The organism is Microcoleus sp. S13_B4, from assembly GCF_036700885.1.
GTDB lineage: Bacteria > Cyanobacteriota > Cyanobacteriia > Cyanobacteriales > Microcoleaceae > Microcoleus.
Map to the genome: position 1 here is coordinate 295,585 of NZ_JAUBPU010000001.1, position 18,286 is coordinate 313,870.

The 18,286-nt window shown below is 44.8% G+C and carries 17 protein-coding genes; 8 read left to right on the forward strand and 9 right to left on the reverse strand.

From position 1 onward, the window contains the following. Positions 1-40: 40 nt before the first annotated feature. From QT994_RS01210 to QT994_RS01230, 5 genes are all read right to left on the reverse strand, one after another. Positions 41-1,471: an MFS transporter gene (locus tag QT994_RS01210; protein ID WP_333171062.1), complete on the reverse strand. Its 1,431-nt coding sequence runs from the start codon at positions 1,469-1,471 to the stop codon at positions 41-43. Positions 1,472-1,684: 213 nt separating this feature from the next. After that, complete coding sequence (locus QT994_RS01215; protein WP_333171064.1) at positions 1,685-1,981, reverse strand: Uma2 family endonuclease; 297 nt, start codon at positions 1,979-1,981, stop codon at positions 1,685-1,687. Between the two features lie 36 nt (positions 1,982-2,017). Continuing rightward, on the reverse strand, positions 2,018-2,191 hold the full coding sequence (locus tag QT994_RS01220) for a hypothetical protein (RefSeq protein WP_333049980.1): 174 nt from the start codon (positions 2,189-2,191) through the stop codon (positions 2,018-2,020). Between the two features lie 59 nt (positions 2,192-2,250). Beyond that, positions 2,251-2,805 carry a hypothetical protein gene (locus QT994_RS01225; protein WP_333049981.1) on the reverse strand — a complete coding sequence of 185 codons (555 nt, stop codon included), beginning with the start codon at positions 2,803-2,805 and terminating at the stop codon, positions 2,251-2,253. Between the two features lie 115 nt (positions 2,806-2,920). Next, on the reverse strand, positions 2,921-3,598 hold the full coding sequence (locus QT994_RS01230) for an ATP-dependent Zn protease (RefSeq protein ID WP_333171066.1): 678 nt from the start codon (positions 3,596-3,598) through the stop codon (positions 2,921-2,923). 240 nt (positions 3,599-3,838) lie between these two features. Here QT994_RS01230 and rseP point away from each other — a divergent pair, with 240 nt between their 5' ends. The 4 genes from rseP (at position 3,839) to rpsN (ending at position 7,056) form a co-directional block, all read left to right on the forward strand. Next, positions 3,839-4,939 carry an RIP metalloprotease RseP gene (gene rseP / locus QT994_RS01235; protein WP_333171068.1) on the forward strand — a complete coding sequence of 367 codons (1,101 nt, stop codon included), beginning with the start codon at positions 3,839-3,841 and terminating at the stop codon, positions 4,937-4,939. 213 nt (positions 4,940-5,152) lie between these two features. Beyond that, the gene (locus QT994_RS01240) at positions 5,153-5,890 is read left to right on the forward strand and encodes a Uma2 family endonuclease (protein WP_333171261.1); all 738 of its coding nucleotides are present in this window, start codon (positions 5,153-5,155) and stop codon (positions 5,888-5,890) included. 42 nt (positions 5,891-5,932) lie between these two features. After that, positions 5,933-6,580: an endonuclease III gene (nth, locus tag QT994_RS01245; RefSeq protein ID WP_333171070.1), complete on the forward strand. Its 648-nt coding sequence runs from the start codon at positions 5,933-5,935 to the stop codon at positions 6,578-6,580. 173 nt (positions 6,581-6,753) lie between these two features. Next, the gene (gene rpsN, locus QT994_RS01250) at positions 6,754-7,056 is read left to right on the forward strand and encodes a 30S ribosomal protein S14 (protein WP_006633844.1); all 303 of its coding nucleotides are present in this window, start codon (positions 6,754-6,756) and stop codon (positions 7,054-7,056) included. A gap of 121 nt (positions 7,057-7,177) precedes the next feature. Here rpsN and QT994_RS01255 read toward each other — a convergent pair whose 3' ends face one another. Continuing rightward, positions 7,178-7,507 carry a hypothetical protein gene (locus tag QT994_RS01255; protein ID WP_332980099.1) on the reverse strand — a complete coding sequence of 110 codons (330 nt, stop codon included), beginning with the start codon at positions 7,505-7,507 and terminating at the stop codon, positions 7,178-7,180. A 46-nt stretch (positions 7,508-7,553) separates the two neighbouring features. Between QT994_RS01255 and aat the strand changes: the two genes are divergently transcribed. The 3 genes from aat (at position 7,554) to leuS (ending at position 14,698) form a co-directional block, all read left to right on the forward strand. Next, a complete protein-coding gene (gene aat, locus QT994_RS01260; RefSeq protein ID WP_445243853.1) occupies positions 7,554-8,150 on the forward strand; it encodes a leucyl/phenylalanyl-tRNA--protein transferase in 597 nt (198 codons plus the stop codon). A gap of 267 nt (positions 8,151-8,417) precedes the next feature. Then, positions 8,418-11,498, forward strand: a complete 3,081-nt coding sequence (locus tag QT994_RS01265; protein ID WP_333171071.1) for a HEAT repeat domain-containing protein — start codon at positions 8,418-8,420, stop codon at positions 11,496-11,498. A gap of 641 nt (positions 11,499-12,139) precedes the next feature. Then, positions 12,140-14,698 carry a leucine--tRNA ligase gene (leuS, locus tag QT994_RS01270; protein ID WP_333171073.1) on the forward strand — a complete coding sequence of 853 codons (2,559 nt, stop codon included), beginning with the start codon at positions 12,140-12,142 and terminating at the stop codon, positions 14,696-14,698. Between the two features lie 120 nt (positions 14,699-14,818). Here leuS and QT994_RS01275 read toward each other — a convergent pair whose 3' ends face one another. After that, positions 14,819-15,628, reverse strand: coding sequence for an SAM-dependent chlorinase/fluorinase (locus QT994_RS01275; protein WP_333171075.1), 810 nt, complete (start codon positions 15,626-15,628; stop codon positions 14,819-14,821). A gap of 18 nt (positions 15,629-15,646) precedes the next feature. Between QT994_RS01275 and QT994_RS01280 the strand changes: the two genes are divergently transcribed. After that, positions 15,647-16,495 (forward strand): DUF3598 family protein, encoded by an 849-nt coding sequence (locus QT994_RS01280; protein ID WP_333148708.1) that lies wholly within the window; start codon positions 15,647-15,649, stop codon positions 16,493-16,495. A gap of 100 nt (positions 16,496-16,595) precedes the next feature. Here the strand turns inward: QT994_RS01280 and QT994_RS01285 are convergent, their stop codons facing one another. Next, positions 16,596-17,273, reverse strand: a complete 678-nt coding sequence (locus QT994_RS01285; protein ID WP_333171077.1) for a GIY-YIG nuclease family protein — start codon at positions 17,271-17,273, stop codon at positions 16,596-16,598. Between the two features lie 140 nt (positions 17,274-17,413). After that, the gene (locus tag QT994_RS01290) at positions 17,414-18,277 is read right to left on the reverse strand and encodes an aldo/keto reductase (RefSeq protein ID WP_333171079.1); all 864 of its coding nucleotides are present in this window, start codon (positions 18,275-18,277) and stop codon (positions 17,414-17,416) included. Positions 18,278-18,286 lie beyond the last annotated feature (9 nt).

Sequence of the window (18,286 nt, forward strand, 5' to 3'; positions counted from 1 at the left end):
TTTTTGATTTTACTAATTACCAGCTACTTTTTATTAGCGATTACTGATTTTGTGCTTTTTTTTCTCTAATTTTCAACAATATTTCTGCATGAACTTCGCGGGTTATAGGATAAAAATATGTAAGAATCATGCCAGCAATTAAAGCAATTGTGGGCAGTGGTCCGATCGCAACTCGAATGGCAAAGAGCGCAGAATCTGGCTGTACGGGTGCCGGCTGTCCAGGAACTGTAGATAGAAATCCAGCTCTTTCTAATGCTTGCCCTACCAACCACAAACCCACTGCCAATCCGATTTTTTGTAGCAGTACCATAAACGAATAGAAAATGCCTTCGCGTCTTTCTCCCGTCTGAAGTTCGTCGAGTTCGATCACATCCGGTATCATCGACCAAGGTATTAGATAAGCGGTGGAAACTCCGACACCTGCCATGACTGCTAATAGGTACATCTGCAATACTTGTCCTGGTTGGAGGAAAAACAGTCCAGCTTGGGCAATAATCCACAAACTCATGCCCATAAAATATACGGCTTTTTTGCCGTATCTCTCGCTGACTTTACTCCAAACAAATAGCATGATTAATGCAGTGCCTTGAACTGCGATCGCAACCAAGCTAAAAACGTACTGTGGCTGTTGCATCCAGTTAACAACAAAGTAGGGAATAATAGTAGCAGTCAACTGCACTCCCAGCCAAGAAAAGAGATAAATTCCAATGACGTACAAAAAAGGGCGATTGCTAAATGCAATCTGCAACTGTTCTTTCAGCGGCAAGGATGTAGAATTATCTAGGTCTGCGTTTTCTAAGAGTTGGGCGGCGACGTGCTTGCGAGTTCCCAAAACGCACCAATACAAAGGCAAGACAGAGATGACTGCACAGATTGCACCTAATACTAAATATTGTTGATTCGGGTTCTTTTCAAATACAGCAAAGATAATTAGAGCTAAGATTAATGAAAAGATGCTGCCGCCAATGGAGAAAGCAAATCGAAAACTATTAAGGCTAGTGCGTTCGTTGTAGTCTTGAGTAAGTTCTGGAGTCAGGGCAGTGTAGGGAAGATTCACAGCCGTGTAAGCGGTGTTGAACAAAATGCTGATCGCAACATAGTACCAAAATAACACTGTGTGATCCGTGCTAGGTACAATCCACTGCAATAAGAAGAATATGCCGAAGGGAATGCCACCATATATTATCCAAGGATATCGGCGGCCCCAAGGGTGAGAAGTGCGATCGCTCAAAACCCCCACTATCGGGTCATTTATCGCATCCCAAACCTTGCCGATCACCAAAATATTGCTGGCTAAGCCAGCAGGTAAACCAGCGACATTGGTAAAGAAAACTAGCAGGTAAAATGCCAACACATTCGCGGTAATTGCGGGGCCGAGGTCGCCGGCACCGTAAGCTAATTTTGTTGAGAGGCTGAGTTTTTGTGTTGCGGGATTGTTGGCGGCTGCTGGAGGCGGGGAAGTGTTGCTCATAAACTTTGATTTCGGGGTTATTTTGCAGGTGGGGGCTTTGTAGTAGGAGTATAACTCGCGCTAGACCCAAATACTCACTTTTTTGTAGCGATCGGGACGACCCTAAAGATTTGGTAATTTATAATTGGGTAATTGGTAATTGATAGGTGGGTGGGGGCAGGTTTACGAGATTATTGGTCTTAGGCAATTATTCTTGGTAAAACCTGCCCCTACTTAAGGAAATAGTTGCGAAATCTGAACTTCTATTTCTGGAAAAGCCAGCATTGAGAAAATTCCATCTTCATTAAATACTGTTTCTTGTCGGTAGTTTTCCTCGCCCGGTTCGTGAAAAACATAAACTTGCCGCGTGTTAACATCAAGTATCCAATAATCACTAATTCCTGCCTTAGCATAAGCCGGCGCTTTTCGCTTGCGGTCTGTTTGTAAGGTGGTATCAGCTATTTCTACTAATAAGAAAATGTTGGCGCGTGCGGGATGAAAATCTTGGTACAGCCGAGGGTCGATTTGCACACTCAGCAATATCCGGTTCTGGTTCTGAATTATAACTTAGAGCAATCGGATCTTGAATGCGAATTCAAGCAAGTCCTGCCAGCAGATTTCTGAGACTGAAATAATTGGCCCGTCAATTAATTCGACTCCTTCATCGGGATTGAAAATGCCAGTTTGGGTCCGGCGGCGATATTCCTCTACAGTCCACAAGCGTAAATCTGTTACAGTCATGGCCCAATTTCCTGGAGCGATATTATCTATTATCGATTCACCTTCTAGTTTTTCTTAAATTACTCGGTTAACAATCGGGATTTAGCTGTAATTGCTCCCACGCACCACAAAATGGCATTGACAATTTCCGATCGCTGAATATCTTCTGCGTCTAAAAAACTTGCAAACTCTTCCTCAATATTCAAATGGTCGGCAAAATCATAAAGTATGCGCTTGTATTCAGTTGGCATCGGTATTAAAGTAGCTTTCACTAAATCGAAAAGCGCGTTCAAACAGTTGAGGATAGTAGCTGACTCGTCAAAATCTTCGGCATCGAGCAAGTACAGCGTTTCTGCAATGTCGCAAATAGCGTCTATTTGTGTGGGTGGCTTTCCCAGTTCACTGACATCGATATTGCACAATCGGAGAGCGTTAATCGCTAGTTCTGGACGGGTAAAAAATACAAGTTGACCGCCGGCTACTAAGGGCGGCTCTTGTTCTCCATAGACAATGAGAGTATATAGATTTGGTATTTCGGTGCCGGGGTCGATCCGGAAACCGAACAGCCACAACAATTTTTCTGTATTTGGGTTGGCTGTTTGCAGTGTTGTTGGGAAAATTTTGGGTTCTGACATAAATTTTTAATCCCTATAATACGCTGTTAAACTCGGTTTATACGCAAAATCTGGGTTTTAGGGAGAAATCTATAAATAAACTGGGTTGAGAAAGGGAAGAATGCGTAATTTTTGTTTATAAATTTTGCTGGATTATGTCGCAGCACTCCGCGACGGTTGCTCTTTTTTCCATTGCTGCTACTAGGGCTTCGTAAGCTGATTTGTGGCTTTCGATCATGTTTTTTGCTCGCAGCAAACCCCAGTTTTGTTTGAGTTGAATTTCGGAACTGGGACGGCGCAGTTGTGTTAAAATTGCACTAATTTTTGTGCGGTCTTCTGCTCCTCCTTCTGCACTGCCGTAAACAAATTTTTCGGCGACTATTCCGGCCATCCACACGGTGCAGTATTGGTCTAAAAGTTGGGCGGAAAGAGTGCCGCTTTGCAGTTGAGATGCTAATTGTTCGTCTTCAAATCGGACGCCGCCTTGGGCTGTTTGACCTTGTTTAAATGCTTCCCAAGCGTTGAGGGCGTAGCTGGTTACGGGAATTCCCAACAGGTGCGCGACTAGGAAGTGTCCGGCTTCGTGGTGAAGGATACGATCGCGCTTTTGTTTGGAAGTTCCCCCTAGCCAATCTAATAAAATAGTACCGCCTTGACCTTGCCACTGGAAACTGTCGAGCGTGGCTAACCCCAACAGGCAAAAAGTGGCGATCGCAGGTACGGCTTCTGGCAAGTTGAATAGGGGCCCCAACAATATTGAAACGGTGATGGCAAAGATAGAAATAGCGATAATATTCAAAGAAGTGTCTTTCATAACTGGGAATTGGTAATGGGGAATTGGTAATGGGGAATTGGTAATGGGGAATTGGTTTTAGAGGTAAACTCAGGTACAATCGCGCGATCGGTTTGGCAGCGTCGGTTTATCGCAGCGCCCGGGACTTCCGACAAAAACTCCATCTTCCAGTTTGACTGAAAATTGTCGCTCCGAAGCCACTGATATTAAAAAGATATTAAAATAAATCAAAGTCCAGTAAAAGTGTTAGTGGAATCCTTCATGTCAGTTTTGGCAGCGATCGCAGTTTTAGGTATCTTGATTGTCGTTCACGAACTCGGCCACTTCTTGGCGGCGAGACTTCAACACATCCACGTCAACCGCTTCTCTATCGGTTTCGGGCCCATCCTCTGGAAGTACCAAGGCCCGGAAACTGAATACGCCCTTCGCGCCTTTCCCCTGGGAGGTTTCGTGGGTTTCCCGGACGACGATCCAGACAGTACAATTCCCCCAAATGACCCGAATTTGCTCAAAAATCGCCCCGTGCTTGATCGGGCGATCGTCATTAGTGCAGGGGTAATTGCCAACTTAATTTTTGCTTATTTCTTGCTGGTGGTGCAATTGAGCACTGTCGGCGCAGCAGAAATGAACTACCTACCGGGAGTTAAAGTCCCGGAAGTCGCTGCAGAAGTCAGTTCGGCCGCGAAACAAGCGGGAATTCGATCGGGCGACGTTGTTCTGTCTGTTGACGGCAAGGAATTGGGCGCTTCCCGCGAAGCTATCAAATTATTGGTCACAGCAATCCAAGATCATCCCAACCAACCCCTAGCGTTGGAAATTCAGCGGCAAGAACAAAAATTTGTGGTGACAGTAACTCCTGAAGAGTCGCCCGACGGCAAAGGTCGCATTGGCGTGCAGCTAACTTCTAACGGCACTGTTGTGCGGCAGAGGGCAGGAATTGTAGAGGCGTTTAGCAAGGCCGCCAAAGAATTTGAGCGGATTGTGGTGCTGACGGTTCAAGGTTTCGGGCAGTTACTTAGCAATTTCAGCCAGACTGCCGACAAGTTGTCCGGGCCGGTGGCGATTGTGGCGATTGGTGCAGGGATTGCCAAATCGGATGCTGCGAGTTTGTTTCAGTATGCTGTGCTAATTAGCATCAATTTGGCTGTGATTAATATCTTGCCTTTACCTGCTTTAGACGGCGGTCAGCTAGCTTTTCTGTTGATAGAAGGACTGCGGGGCAAACCTTTACCGAACCGCATTCAGGAAAATGTCATGCAGACTGGTTTGGTGTTGTTGCTGGGTTTGGGAATTTTCTTGATTATTCGGGATACAGCTAATTTGGCTGGGTTCGATTTGATGGGCAATCTTCGGCAACAATAGTCAGTAGTCAGTAGTCAGTAGTCAGTAGTTAGTTGTTATTGATTATTGATTATTGATTATTGATTATTGATTATTTGTTATTTGTTTGTTATTTTTTGGTGGCCACTAATAACCTATAAGATTAGTCAACAGTTAAAAATTAACAGTCATTAGTCATTACAGCAATTTTGACTCATGACTAATATTCGCTCATTAAATTTGGTAAGAAAAGCAATGATTACACAACTGCAATCTCCCGAAAAATCAACAATAGTCTACCCAGATGACAACGGAGAACCCATGTCAGATAATACCGAACAGTTTCGATTAATCGTCTGGATTAAAGAAAATTTAGAACTTTTATTTGCGAGTGTTGCTGATGTTTTTGTGGCGGGGAACTTACTGTGGTATCCAGTAGAAGGAAATAATAAACTTGCTCAAGCACCAGATGTGCTGGTAGCCTTTGGCAGACCGAAAATATATCGAGGTTCCTACCAACAGTGGAACGAAGATAACATTCCGCCGCAAGTCGTGTTTAAAATTTTGTCGCCGGGCAACCGTCTAACTCCGATGATTCAAAAATTCAAATTTTACGAACGCTACGGCGTGGAAGAATATTACTTGTACAACCCTGAACAAGTGGATTTAACTATATGGCAGCGTCGAGACCAAGAATTAGAAGCTGTAGAATCGGCGGACGGTTGGGTAAGTCCCAGACTAGGAGTGCGGTTTCAACTATCAGAAACCGCACTACAAATATTCGGATCTAACGGAGCGCCCTTTGTAAGTTTTGTGGAACTCGCTCAACTGCGAGAGCAAGCAGAATTAAGAGCTGAACAAGAACAGCAAAGGGCCGAACAAGAACGCCAAAGAGCCGAACAAGCAGAAACTTTGCTGGAACAAGAAAGAGCGCGCTCGGAAGCTTTAGAAGCTCGACTCCGCGAAATGGGAATCGACCCCAATATTTTGTAAATCACTAATGGCTAATGACTAATGACTAATGACTAATGACTAATGACTAAAAAGTTAAGTTTGAAACAACGATCGCTCGAAATTCTGATTCGCCTCAAACGCCTCTATCCAGAAGCTCCTTGCACTCTCAACTACGAAACTCCCGTGCAGTTGCTGGTGGCGACGATTCTCTCGGCTCAGTGTACCGACGATCGAGTAAATCTGGTAACGCCGGCTTTGTTTGAGCGTTTTCCCGATGCGGTGGCTTTGGGAAATGCTGATTTAGAAGAATTGGAAAGTCTGGTGCGATCGACTGGTTTCTACCGGAATAAGTCTAAAAACATTAAAGGTGCTTGTCAGGCGATTGTCAATAAATTCAACAATCAAGTGCCGCAGCGGATGGAACTGTTGCTAGAATTGCCCGGAGTTGCCCGCAAAACGGCTAATGTCGTTCTCGCTCACGCTTTTGGTATTAATATGGGCGTGACGGTAGACACTCACGTCAAACGTTTGACTCAGCGGTTGGGATTGACCGAACATACCGATCCTACAAGGATCGAGCGGGATTTGATGATATTGTTGCCGCAGCCTGATTGGGAAAATTGGTCGATTCGGTTGGTTTATCACGGCAGGGCAGTTTGTAATGCGAGAAACCCGGCTTGCAGTATTTGCGAACTTGCAGATTTGTGCCCTTCTGCTAATATTTCCTAGGGTGCGTCAGATCGAATTAGAGCAACTGTCGAGCGCACAATATTACCTGATGCACCCTACAAATGAGATAAGTTGTTGTGTGTAAATAAAAATATTTAAAACTAAAGTTATCCAAAATGACTAAAATATAGTAAAATAGTAGATTGTGATTTATCTAAGGATATCAACAGATTATGGCTAAGAAGAGCATGGTCGAGCGCGAGAAAAAGCGCCAGAGACTCGTAGACAAGTACGCCGACAAGCGGGAAGACCTGAAAGACCAGTTTGACCAAGCTAACAATCAGATGGACAAAATGGCGATTCACCGCCAACTACAACAGCTACCCCGTAGCAGTTCGCGGACTCGCTTGCGGAACCGCTGCTGGGCAACTGGACGGCCCAGAGGTTACTATCGTGACTTCGGACTGTCTCGCAACATGATGCGAGAAATGGCTCACGAAGGTCTTTTGCCCGGTGTTGTGAAGTCTAGCTGGTAGCACGAAGAAAGAAGAAGGAAGAAGGAAGGAAGAAGAAAAAAACTCACAATTAATCGGCAGGATTAGGTTTGGGGTTGATTTTTGTTTCAGACTTATGAGTTAAATTTTCCTCCTTCTTGCTTCACTGGCCGCAGCATTTATCGATGCCGAGACTTTCGAGTAACAAGTCGCTGACGGCATTGGCGATCGCAAATTCGCCGTAGAAGCTTTTAGAAAAATCATAGGCCTGCATTTCGGTGACGATCGCAATTACGAGGCTGCCCACGTCATTTTCGCCTTCCATACGCTGGCGGACATAGATTTGGGCAGCTCTTTTAGCTATTTGCTGGTTGGCTGCTTCTGGGATAAACTCGGAGTCTAGCCATGCCAGCAGCGTTTGTTGGAGCCATTGGCCTTCTTGTTCGGGGTTTTTGGCGGGCGGTAAGGTAATAGGTTCAATGATTTCAGACATGATTATTCCTAATTGCTAATGTTGACTTTGAAAAGTTAACTGAGAAATGACAACTGATAAATATATGCAATATGATATACCGACAATTATACAAGGATACGCGCAAGGCTATTTCTTGATGGCCAATGACGGCGAGGAAAGTTTGGGGTGGTATTCCAGTCGTCAGCGGGCGCTGATTCCCCTGGATGAAAGATTTACCTATCCGAAATCCCTGCGTCGCCAAATCAATCAAAATCGATTTTCGGTGGCTGTGAACCGCGATTTTGGGGCGGTGGTTGAGGGTTGTGCCGATCGCGAAACGACATGGATTTCTAAGGAGCTCAAGAAGATTTACTGGGGTTTGTATGAGGCCGGTTGGGCTTACAGCTTCGAGACTTGGTGCGGGGACGAATTGGCGGGCGGTATTTTAGGATTGTCGATCGGCGGTGCGTTTATTGGGGAGTCGATGTTTTACCAAATTCCCGAGGGTTCTAAGGTGGCGATGGTGAAGTTGGTGGAGAGATTGCGCGATCGATCTTATCTACTTTTCGACGCTCAAATGAACAATCCGCACTTGGAAAGATTCGGCGCTTATACTGTTAAGGAAAAACTGTACAATACTCTTTTGCAAGCAGCTTTGAAGCGCCGCTGCTCGCTATTTTGAAAGTTTTGAGCTAATACCGAAAGGCCGCCAGGGAATGAATTCCACGGGGCTTTTAGCTAAAGTCCTCGCTATGAGGACTAAATGAGTTCTTCAGTCCTCTTGAGAGGACTTTAGCTTTGAGGCAGGGAATTCATTCCCTGCCGGACTGCCGGACTCAACGAAAGACCGTTAAATTGACACTAATGGGCCTTGCCATGTCCTTGCCCATAGCTAAAATTTTCAGCCCCGGTATAATGTTGAATATTCAAGTTGATCGAGCAAAAAGCAATGATAGTAGATCCAGTCAGCGCGGGTTTGGGTTTGGGCTGGTTATTGGTGCAACCTATTTTGACGGAATTGGCTAAAGCAGCTTTAGACGACTACGTTAAAGATTTTTTTAAAGGTTGTATTAAAGATGTTGAAGGACTGGCAAAAAAGCCCTTCGCTAAAAGTGCTGTTCGCGATGCCCTGAAATCCTTTATTATATTGTTTGGGCAGGAATTAGAGCGATCGCAGTTAGATAAAAAACAGATTCAGCAATACCTGCAACCTTTACGCCAATTTCGCGATCAACCTGATGTCAGGCAAGTTTTGGGAACTGCGTTTCAAGGCAATTGTAAATATTTAGACACTGGTATTTTAGCTCAGCATTGGCAAAATTTGCGATTGCAACATCCGGTGCGAAAGATTTTGCCCACCTTGACTCGGATTGTACCTGGTAATTTTTTACAGGGAAAACTGATTTCCCAGCTTCCCGATACGTTTAGTTGGGAACAAGTCGCAGAAAACTATCTGAAAAGCGTTAAATTAATTAGAGAAAAAAATGCCGAACTGCGACAAATTTTAGACACAAATCTATCTGCAAGCATGGAGCGCTGTCTCGCGACAATTGCTCCGATTCCGGCTGAATTTAACTTAGCAAGTTATCAACAAGGACTGCGAGAACTATATGAATATTCGTTGAATTTAGACAATTTAGATAACAAGTCTGGAGAATACGAAGGAAAACTGACAATTAAAGAAATATTTATTCCCCAAAACGCCCGATCGTGTCAGGAATATTTGCCGAAAGATTATGAATTGCCCAAGGAGATTCAAAAGCGATTGCGGGAACGGGGGGACATAGCCGCCGAAGTAAGTCCAGAAGATTTGGAACGCCACCAAAAAGCTTATACTCAACAGCAAACTCGCTCAGTGCTCGACGTGATTGATGATGTCACTTACCGTTATCTAGTAATTCTAGGCGATCCGGGTTCTGGGAAATCTACGCTGTTAAAATATCTGGCGCTTCAGTGGGCAAAATTATCTGCCAATGACTTGTCATTGCACCCGATTCACTTACTGATTGAATTGCGGAAATACAATCGCAGTCAAGATGAAAAAAAGTGCGCTAATTTTCTAGAATTTATCGAGTGCGACTCTAGTCGGATCGACCATTTAGACAAAAATATCCTGCACGAATGGCTGAAAGCTGGCCGCGCTGTCGTCATGTTTGACGGGCTAGATGAAGTGTTCGAGTTGGAAAAACGAAATCGGATTGTTGACCAAATTCATAGCTTCACTCAAAAATATCCAAGGGTGAAAACCATCGTCACTTCTCGCGTTATTGGCTACCAGCAGCAGCGACTGAAAAATGCCGAATTTCATCATTTTATGCTGCAAGATTTTGAGCCAGAACAGATTCAATATTTTATCCAGAAATGGCACGATTTGACATTGATAGATCGCTTAAAAAAAGCTGCTCTTTTAGAACGCTTGCAGCAAGCGATTGCGACATCTAATTCAATTCGAGAATTAGCCGGAAATCCGCTGTTGCTGACAATGATGGCAATTCTCAATCGCAATCAGGAGTTACCGCGCTTTCGGGCGAAACTCTATGAAGAAGCATCAAAAGTGTTGCTGCATAAATGGGACTTTGAAGTGAAAGAAAAACTAAATAATGACAGAGTTGACCCTTATGTAATTGATGAAGAGGTCAAACAAAGTATCTGCGGGCGAATCGCCTACACAATGCAGTCTAGTAGCAAACAATTAGGAAATATTATTAGTCGCGAGGATTTGCGGCAAACTATTACTGATTCATTGACCGGCTTGATGGGAACTGGGGCAACTGCTTGTGCTAAGTTGATGGTAGACCAACTGCGCGATCGCAATTTTATCTTGTGCTTCTTGGGTGGATACAATGAAGATTATTATGCTTTTGTCCACCGCACGTTTTTGGAATATTTTTGTGCTTGGGAGTTTGTGCGGCAATTTGACAAACCGAAAACGCTTGATTTAGATGGTTTGATAGAAGTTTTTAGAGAGCATTGGCGAGATGAGTCTTGGCATGAAGTGTTGCGTTTAATGGCGGGAATGCTGGATGCTAGATTTACAGGTGATATCCTGGAATATCTGATTGGTGAAAATGGGGAAGCAGACAAGTTTAGCAATCTGTTTTTGGCGGCGCAGTGTGTTTCTGAAGTCAAGAAGAGAAATGATATTGCTGCTATTGCTAGTCAATTGCGCGATCGAGTTAAAGAGTTAACTAAATACGGAAATATCACTGGTTCTACACCTCAAGAATATAACAGCCTAGTTTATCAAATTCGCAAACAAGCAGTAGCAGCAATTCCAGCAACTTGGAAAGATGACCCAGAAACCTTACCCATTCTCAAACAACTGGCTCAATCAGACGATAATTGGCTTGTGCGAGAAGCAGCAGTCCAAGAAATAGCACGGGGGTGGAAAGATCACCCGGAAACCTTACCTTGGCTCAAACAACTGGCTCAATCAGATGATGATCCGGCTGTGCGATTTTCAGCCATTCAAGAAATAGCACGGGGGTGGAAAGATCACCCGGAAACCTTACCTAACCTCAAACAACAGGCTCAATCAGACGATAATTGGGATGTGCGACTTTCAGCCCTTAAAGAATTAGCACGGGGGTGGAAAGATCACCCGGAAACCTTACCTAACCTCAAACAACGCGCTCAATCAGACGATAATTGGCTTGTGCGAGCTGCAGCACTCCAAGAATTAGCAGGGGGGTGGAAGGATGAGCCGAAAACCTTACATATCCTCAAACAACGCGCTCAATCAGACGATGATTCGGTTGTGCGAGTTTCAGCCCTTCAAGAAATAGCACGGGGGTGGAAAGATGAGCCTGGAATATTTAAATTATTGTGCGATGTTGCTATCAATGACCGCTTTGAGCGCGAGCATAATTGGCAAGGCAACCCCCGGCAAGCAGCTCTTACAGCTATGATTGAGCTATATCCCGATCGCCCTGAAACTTTAGAACTTCTGCGCGATCGCGCTGAGAACGATTCTGACGACATTTTCCGCGGATTTGCCCAGGAAATATTGGCCAAATTAAAACGCCAATGAGCGATATATTCGATCGCAGATCGCCATTCTTTCTGATTTTAGGAGTCGTTGGGTGGGGGCGGGTTTATTAAATTATTGGTTTTTTAAAAAGATAGTTGGTAAAAACACCCCCTAAAAAAATATCAATTACCAATGATAAATAGCGGGTTGAACAATATCTATGTAGGGGCTGGTTTCACCAACAATAATTGCCTAAAACCAATAATCTGGTAAACCCGCCCCCACCCGATGACAAATTAAAACGTACATTGCTGTGCGAGCCAGATAGCATTTAAGCCGGAATAAATGCTAAGAAACCCGGTTTCTCTCAGAAATCTGGTTTCTGGGAATTGGGGTTATTTATTCTTTTAAAACTTACGCATCAAGACCAAAAAAACCGGGTTTTTTGCGGTTTGGCCGACTGTAACGAAGTATGCTCGTAAAAACCCGGTTTCTGACCACCCGTGCGTAAGTCTTATTCTTTTCAGGGCGAACCGGGATATTTGGTCGATCGCCCCCCAGCTAAAATTACATATACTACAATATATAATACAGAGATTAGAGCCAAAATCCTTGGAGCTCAAAAAAATCAGAATCGAAGCCCCTTGAATGTGTAAAAATACTGAAGCAAACATTACTAAACCCTGCACGGAGCAATTGTTGTGGATTCCAGATATAACCCCCAATCCATAGAAGAAAAATGGCAGCAGACATGGGCTGAGCAAAACTTAGACCAGATGCCAGAAGATACCCAAAAGCCTAAATTTTATGCCTTATCCATGTTCCCCTACCCGTCGGGAAACCTGCACATGGGACACGTCCGCAACTACACAATCATCGATGTAATTGCCAGACTCAAGCGAATGCAAGGTTATCGGGTATTGAATCCGATGGGATGGGACGCTTTTGGTTTGCCCGCAGAAAATGCAGCCATCGAGCGAGGAATTCCGCCTGCACAATGGACTTATCAAAACATTGCCCAAATGAAAGGCTTATTTCAGCGTTTGGGCATTTCATTTGATTGGACAAAAGAAGTTACAACTTGTTCTCCCGATTATTATCGGTGGACTCAATGGATTTTCTTGCAATTTTTAGAAGCAGGATTAGCATATCAAAAAGAAGCGGCAGTTAATTGGGACCCTATAGATCAAACAGTCTTAGCAAACGAACAAGTAGATAACGAAGGTCGTTCCTGGCGTTCCGGTGCCAAAGTCGAGCGCAAATTATTGCGGCAGTGGTTCCTCAAAATTACCGATTATGCCGAACAGTTATTAAACGACTTAGACAAATTGCCAGATTGGCCCGAAAGAGTCAAATTAATGCAAGCCAACTGGATCGGCAAATCAGTCGGCGCTTACTTAGAATTTCCGATTGTGGGAATGGATGAAAAAATCGCCGTTTTCACCACACGTCCCGATACAGTTTACGGCGTCAGTTACCTTGTTTTAGCGCCGGAACATCCACTAACTCAGCGCGTGACAACGGAAGACAGAAAAGCCGCCGTAGAAACCTTCATCAAAGAAGTCGCCGCCCAAAGCGAGATCGATCGCACAGCCGAAGACAAACCAAAGCGCGGCATCCCCACAGGCGGCAAAGCAATCAATCCTTTCAACGGCGAAGAAATTCCCATTTGGATTGCCGATTATGTGCTGTACGAATACGGCACCGGCGCAGTCATGGGAGTACCCGCCCACGACACGCGAGATTTCAAATTTGCCAATCAATATCAACTGCCAATCAAAGTAGTAATTGTGGATGATGATGAAGTTCCGCTGACGGAAGCTTACACCGAACCCGGAATTATGATTAATTCCGAAAGCTTCAACGGCATGGATTCAATTAAAGGCAAAGCAGCAATTATTCACCATGCCGAAAATCAAGGTTATGGTAAAGCGCGAGTGCAATACCGCTTGAGAGATTGGTTAATTTCCAGACAGCGTTATTGGGGCGCTCCGATTCCCGTAATTCACTGCCCCACCTGCGGAACAGTCCCCGTCCCCCAATCTGATTTGCCAGTATTGTTACCGGAAAATGTACAATTTACGGGCAAAGGTTCGCCCTTGGCAAAGATGGAAGAATGGGTAAACGTTCCTTGTCCGAGTTGTGGCACTCCCGCGAAGCGGGAAACAGATACGATGGATACTTTTATCGATTCATCGTGGTATTTCTTGCGCTATCCCGATGCTCAAAATCAAGAGCAAGTCTTCGACAGTGCGAAGACAAATGATTGGATGCCCGTAGATCAATATGTCGGCGGCATCGAACACGCAATCTTGCACTTACTGTATTCGCGGTTCTTTACCAAGGTTTTGCGCGATCGGGGTTTGATCAATTGTGACGAACCATTTAAACGCCTATTAACTCAAGGCATGGTGCAAGCAATGGCCTATAAAAATCCTGTTACTGGCAAATACGTTCCCCCAGCAGATATAGACCCCGCAAATCCCAAAGATCCTCAAACTGGTGAAGCTTTGGAAGTCTTCTACGAGAAGATGTCCAAATCAAAATACAATGGTGTTGACCCCTTGGAAGTTATGGGCAAATATGGGGTAGATACGGCGCGGATGTTTATTTTATTCAAAGCACCGCCAGAGAAGGATTTGGAGTGGGACGACGCCGATGTGGAAGGGCAATTTCGCTTTTTAAATCGCGTTTGGCGCGTGGTTACAGAGTTTGCAGGACGAGTCCTTGCCACCCCCGCTCAAGCAGGAGAGAATGCAGAATTAAGTAAACCTGAGAAGGATTTGCGGCGGGCAATTCACACTGCAATTAAGGAAGTTAGCGACGATTTGGAGGGTGATTATCAGTTCAATACTGCTGTTTCGGAAATGATGAAACTCAGCAATGCTTTGAATGATGCTAAATTTAAAGATTCGCCAGTTTATGCAGAAGGAATTAACACTTTGATTCGCTTGTTAGCGCCTTTTGCACCGCATATTGCTGATGAATTGTGGCACAATACTGGTAACAGTGAATCGGTGCATACGCAAACTTGGCCTATTGTCGATCCATCTGCATTAATTACCGATGAAATTACGCTAGTAATTCAAGTTATGGGCAAGACTCGCGGCACAATTCAAGTGCCTTCTGGTGCTGATAAAGCTGCTTTGGAAAAGTTTGCTCGCGACTCAGAATTGGCTAAGCGTCACCTTGAAGGTAAGGAGATTAAAAAGGTAATTGTGGTGCCTGGAAAGTTGGTGAATTTCGTGGTAGCTGGATAAAGATGAGAAACCCGGTTTCTTCAATAAACCGGGTTTTTTATACTTGTAGAGATATGAAACGGATCTTGAAATTGCTTTTATAAGCAAAACATCCGCCGATGCGGACTGCAAGAGATGATTTTAATTGTTGGTTTCAAAAAGCAATTGCACCATCGCTCCGCATTCCAATTTTAATACTGATTGAGCGCTGCCGCCATTAACGGCAATTTCTACCCAACCGTCAGAACCAGTTATGGCAATTAAATCGCCTGGTTCGCTGTCGCTGTACGTTTTACCGCTGAGGATGCGAATTGCCTCAGAAAAATTGCTAATTGTCAATGACCAATTGTTACCTATAATGCAATTATTGGGGATATTGGTAATTAGATTGCCGAAGCGATCGACATATTGAACACAGCCTTCTATACCTGTGGCTGTAACGGCACAATTTGGTATCTCTAACTGCACTAAACTTGCAGGGTCGATCGTCTCCCCCAACTCTTCCAAAGCCACCCCGTTCGCCAAGTGAGCGCCCGCAGCAGCGAAAATATCGCGACCGTGAAAAGTGCTGCTGGGTTGAGGTGTGCGCCAGTATTCAGAATTCGTGAGTTCGACAGATGCGATCGCACTTTCCCGACTCAACACCCCGCTAAACAACCCGTTATCCGGCCCGACAAGAAAGCAATTAGCACATTTAATCGCAACCGGGCGTCTCTTGCTTCCCACCCCAGGATCGACGACAGCAACGTGTACGGTTTCCGGCGGAAAATAAGCAAAAGCAGTCATCAAACAAAACCTCGCTGCCGCAATATTTTGAGATGGTATTTGGTGCGTAATGTCAATAACTTTTAACTGCGGGTTAATTTGGGCGATCGCACCTTTCATCACTCCCACATAAACATCGCTTAATCCAAAATCCGTCAGCAGAGTTATAATTCTATTTTTAGACATATATCCACAGGTAAGAATATGGTAGCGCAGTGGGAAAACTTTTTGCAAAACTTGGGAGAATGGCACGGTTCTTTTACCCAGTTATCGCCGCGAGGAGAGGTACTTCAAGATACTCCTAGCATTATTTCTCTCGAAGGTTTCAATGACAACAAAACAGTGCGATTGAAACTGCGTCGCTTTTCCCCAAATCCTAGCGGTGTCGGCGAACCGGAAGTCAGCGAACTTGTTCGAGAATATCAAAGTTTGGGACGAGATATCCTATTTTTTGAGAATGGAGCTTTTTGTCAAGGTACTATTCAACTAGCGCCTTATTCTGAGTGCGGTGCCGAGTTTGGTTTTATCTACAATTATCGTCGGTTGCGCTTCCCTCTGACATACAATACCGACGGCAATTTATCAAAACTTATCTTAATTCGGGAAAAGCAGCTTGATAAAAATGTCCCCGAACGTCCGCCTTTAACTGTTGACGAGTTGCTGGGAGAGTGGCAGGGCGAGGCCGTGACAATGTATCCTGATTCGCGTTCTCCTGATACCTATTCTACCAATTTACAATTGCATTTGGATGGAGCCGATCGCCTAGTGCACAAAATCACTTTTGGCAGTAATGCTAGTGTTATCACTTCTAGCGCCAGCATTGACGGTTCAGTTCTGCACTTTAACGAAGGTACTTCGCCCGTGCAAGTTATTCTGCTTCCTGACGGCGGTTCTTGCACTTTACCTGTCAAGATTGAATCCAGAAAACCTATATTTTTCGAGGCTGGTTGGTTGGTAGAACCTGACTTGCGGTTTCGGATGATTCGCAGTTACAATGAGCGGGGTGAATGGGTAAGTTTGACTTTAGTGACTGAACGCAAAATTAGTCATTAATTAGTATGGCTTTGTTCACCAACCCTCTTTAATTTAAACCAAAGATCTACATAAACCCGCCCCCATTTATAGTGGACGAAAGTTTATGTAGCAGCGCATTTTATTCGCCGGACTTTGTTTCCTGGGTTTGCGATTGAATCACGGCACTCCAGTCATCATTGTTAACAGCAGCTTCCAAATCCTTAGCGCGTTCGCCGTCACTTGGGACTGCGGTTTCTAACTCTTTGGTAAGAGTGGAATCTGCCATTGCTTTCCGCAATTTAAGTTTCTTTTCCTCATAAGCTTTTTGTTCCTCAGCAGACATTGCAGATCGCGCTGCTTGGCCTACCGTAGCCGCCCACATTTCGCTGTCAGCACCGTTTCCAGGCGGGATGCTGCCAATTTCTTCTATCCAAGCATCCCGCAAACTTTCCATTTCTTCCCGCTTCGGGAATTTGAAAGTTTGCACGCGCAGGAAAGCACAATTTTTGACGCCGTTTTGGGCGATGTGACCGTTGATTGAAAGCAGGATATTTCGTGAATAACCTATATACTGAGTGTTCCGGGAAGTGTCCATTACAGCGTAAACGCCGGCGACTTTCGCGTTACTTGCCAAATCGCGCCATGTATCGATCGACATTACTTGCGTGCCGTCATTTTCTAAGTGAGAAATAGCTGCGGCGGCGCTGTGTTCGGAGTCGGAACTGTATAAAAAGTTGTGCAATCCTTCATGGGCGACAGGTACGTTTTGATGTTCAATTGCTACGTCTTGATCGGCATTCACTTGATTAGCTTCCATTAAATTCAATCCCTCAAAAAATATCAATTTTACTCCTTAACCCCCACTTTAAGGGGCGGGTTTTCCAACCCACCCCACAATAAAGTTCTCTTTGTGGAACAGGCCGGAAAGCCTGTTCTATTTTTTTTGCCCTTATTTACTTAACTTACTGCAATTTGTTGCAATTCCTCGTCAGTCAATTTAACTTCGAGCGCCCGCACAGAGTCCTCAATACTCGATACTTTGGTCGCACCGGGAATCGGAACGATGCAGGGCGATTGAGCCATCAACCAAGCTAATACTATACAGTAAACTGAAACGTTTTTTTCTTCGGCTAATTTTGCGATCGCGGGCATATCTTGCAAGCTTGTGGCGCGGCGGCTTCCTCCTAAAGGGCTCCAAGGAAAAAATGTCAGTTTTTCGCTTTCGCAATATTCCAGAACCCCGTCTGATTCCGGCTGTCTGTGCCACGGATTGTACTGATTCTGCACGGAGACAACTTCTACTGTATCGCGGGCACGTTTTATCTGCTCTACAGAAAAGTTGGACACTCCAATAAATCGAATCATTCCTGCTTCTACGGCTTCTTTTGCAGGTGCTAGGGCTGCTTCAATGGTATAAGCGGGATCGGGCGAGTGATATTGCCAAAGGTCGATCGGTTCCTTGCCGCCCAATGCTTCAAAACTTTCCCGAATTGTCTTGCGTAAATGGTGGGGGTTGCCGTTGCGCGTCCATGCACCTTGAGGCCGCATTAAGCCGCCTTTAGTGGCGACAGTAACGGCCCTAACATCTCCGCTGTACTGTTGCAAAGCTTTGGCAATCAGGTGCTCGTTGTGGTGTTTGTCGGATTGATCTTGGCAGTAGGAATCTGCGGTGTCAATTAGGGTGACACCCAAATCCAGGGCGCGGTGAATTACCGCAATTGATTGCGATTCTGGCGGCCGGCCGCTTAAGGACATGGGCATACATCCCAGACCGATCGCGCTGATAGTAAAATTACTATTACCCAGTTTTTTTCTTTTCATTGGTTTCCC

Bases quoted from the DNA above. Each gene is read 5' to 3' on its own strand.
- QT994_RS01210 (WP_333171062.1), bottom strand. From the start codon at position 1,471: ATGAGCAACACTTCCCCGCCTCCAGCAGCCGCCAACAATCCCGCAACA.
- QT994_RS01290 (WP_333171079.1), bottom strand. From the start codon at position 18,277: ATGAAAAGAAAAAAACTGGGTAATAGTAATTTTACTATCAGCGCGATC.
- QT994_RS01225 (WP_333049981.1), bottom strand. From the start codon at position 2,805: ATGTCAGAACCCAAAATTTTCCCAACAACACTGCAAACAGCCAACCCA.
- nth (WP_333171070.1), top strand. From the start codon at position 5,933: ATGACTAAAAAGTTAAGTTTGAAACAACGATCGCTCGAAATTCTGATT.
- QT994_RS01230 (WP_333171066.1), bottom strand. From the start codon at position 3,598: ATGAAAGACACTTCTTTGAATATTATCGCTATTTCTATCTTTGCCATC.
- QT994_RS01285 (WP_333171077.1), bottom strand. From the start codon at position 17,273: ATGGAAGCTAATCAAGTGAATGCCGATCAAGACGTAGCAATTGAACAT.
- QT994_RS01255 (WP_332980099.1), bottom strand. From the start codon at position 7,507: ATGTCTGAAATCATTGAACCTATTACCTTACCGCCCGCCAAAAACCCC.
- rpsN (WP_006633844.1), top strand. From the start codon at position 6,754: ATGGCTAAGAAGAGCATGGTCGAGCGCGAGAAAAAGCGCCAGAGACTC.
- aat (WP_445243853.1), top strand. From the start codon at position 7,554: ATGACAACTGATAAATATATGCAATATGATATACCGACAATTATACAA.
- QT994_RS01280 (WP_333148708.1), top strand. From the start codon at position 15,647: ATGGTAGCGCAGTGGGAAAACTTTTTGCAAAACTTGGGAGAATGGCAC.
- rseP (WP_333171068.1), top strand. From the start codon at position 3,839: ATGTCAGTTTTGGCAGCGATCGCAGTTTTAGGTATCTTGATTGTCGTT.
- QT994_RS01265 (WP_333171071.1), top strand. From the start codon at position 8,418: ATGATAGTAGATCCAGTCAGCGCGGGTTTGGGTTTGGGCTGGTTATTG.
- QT994_RS01220 (WP_333049980.1), bottom strand. From the start codon at position 2,191: ATGACTGTAACAGATTTACGCTTGTGGACTGTAGAGGAATATCGCCGC.
- QT994_RS01275 (WP_333171075.1), bottom strand. From the start codon at position 15,628: ATGTCTAAAAATAGAATTATAACTCTGCTGACGGATTTTGGATTAAGC.
- QT994_RS01240 (WP_333171261.1), top strand. From the start codon at position 5,153: ATGATTACACAACTGCAATCTCCCGAAAAATCAACAATAGTCTACCCA.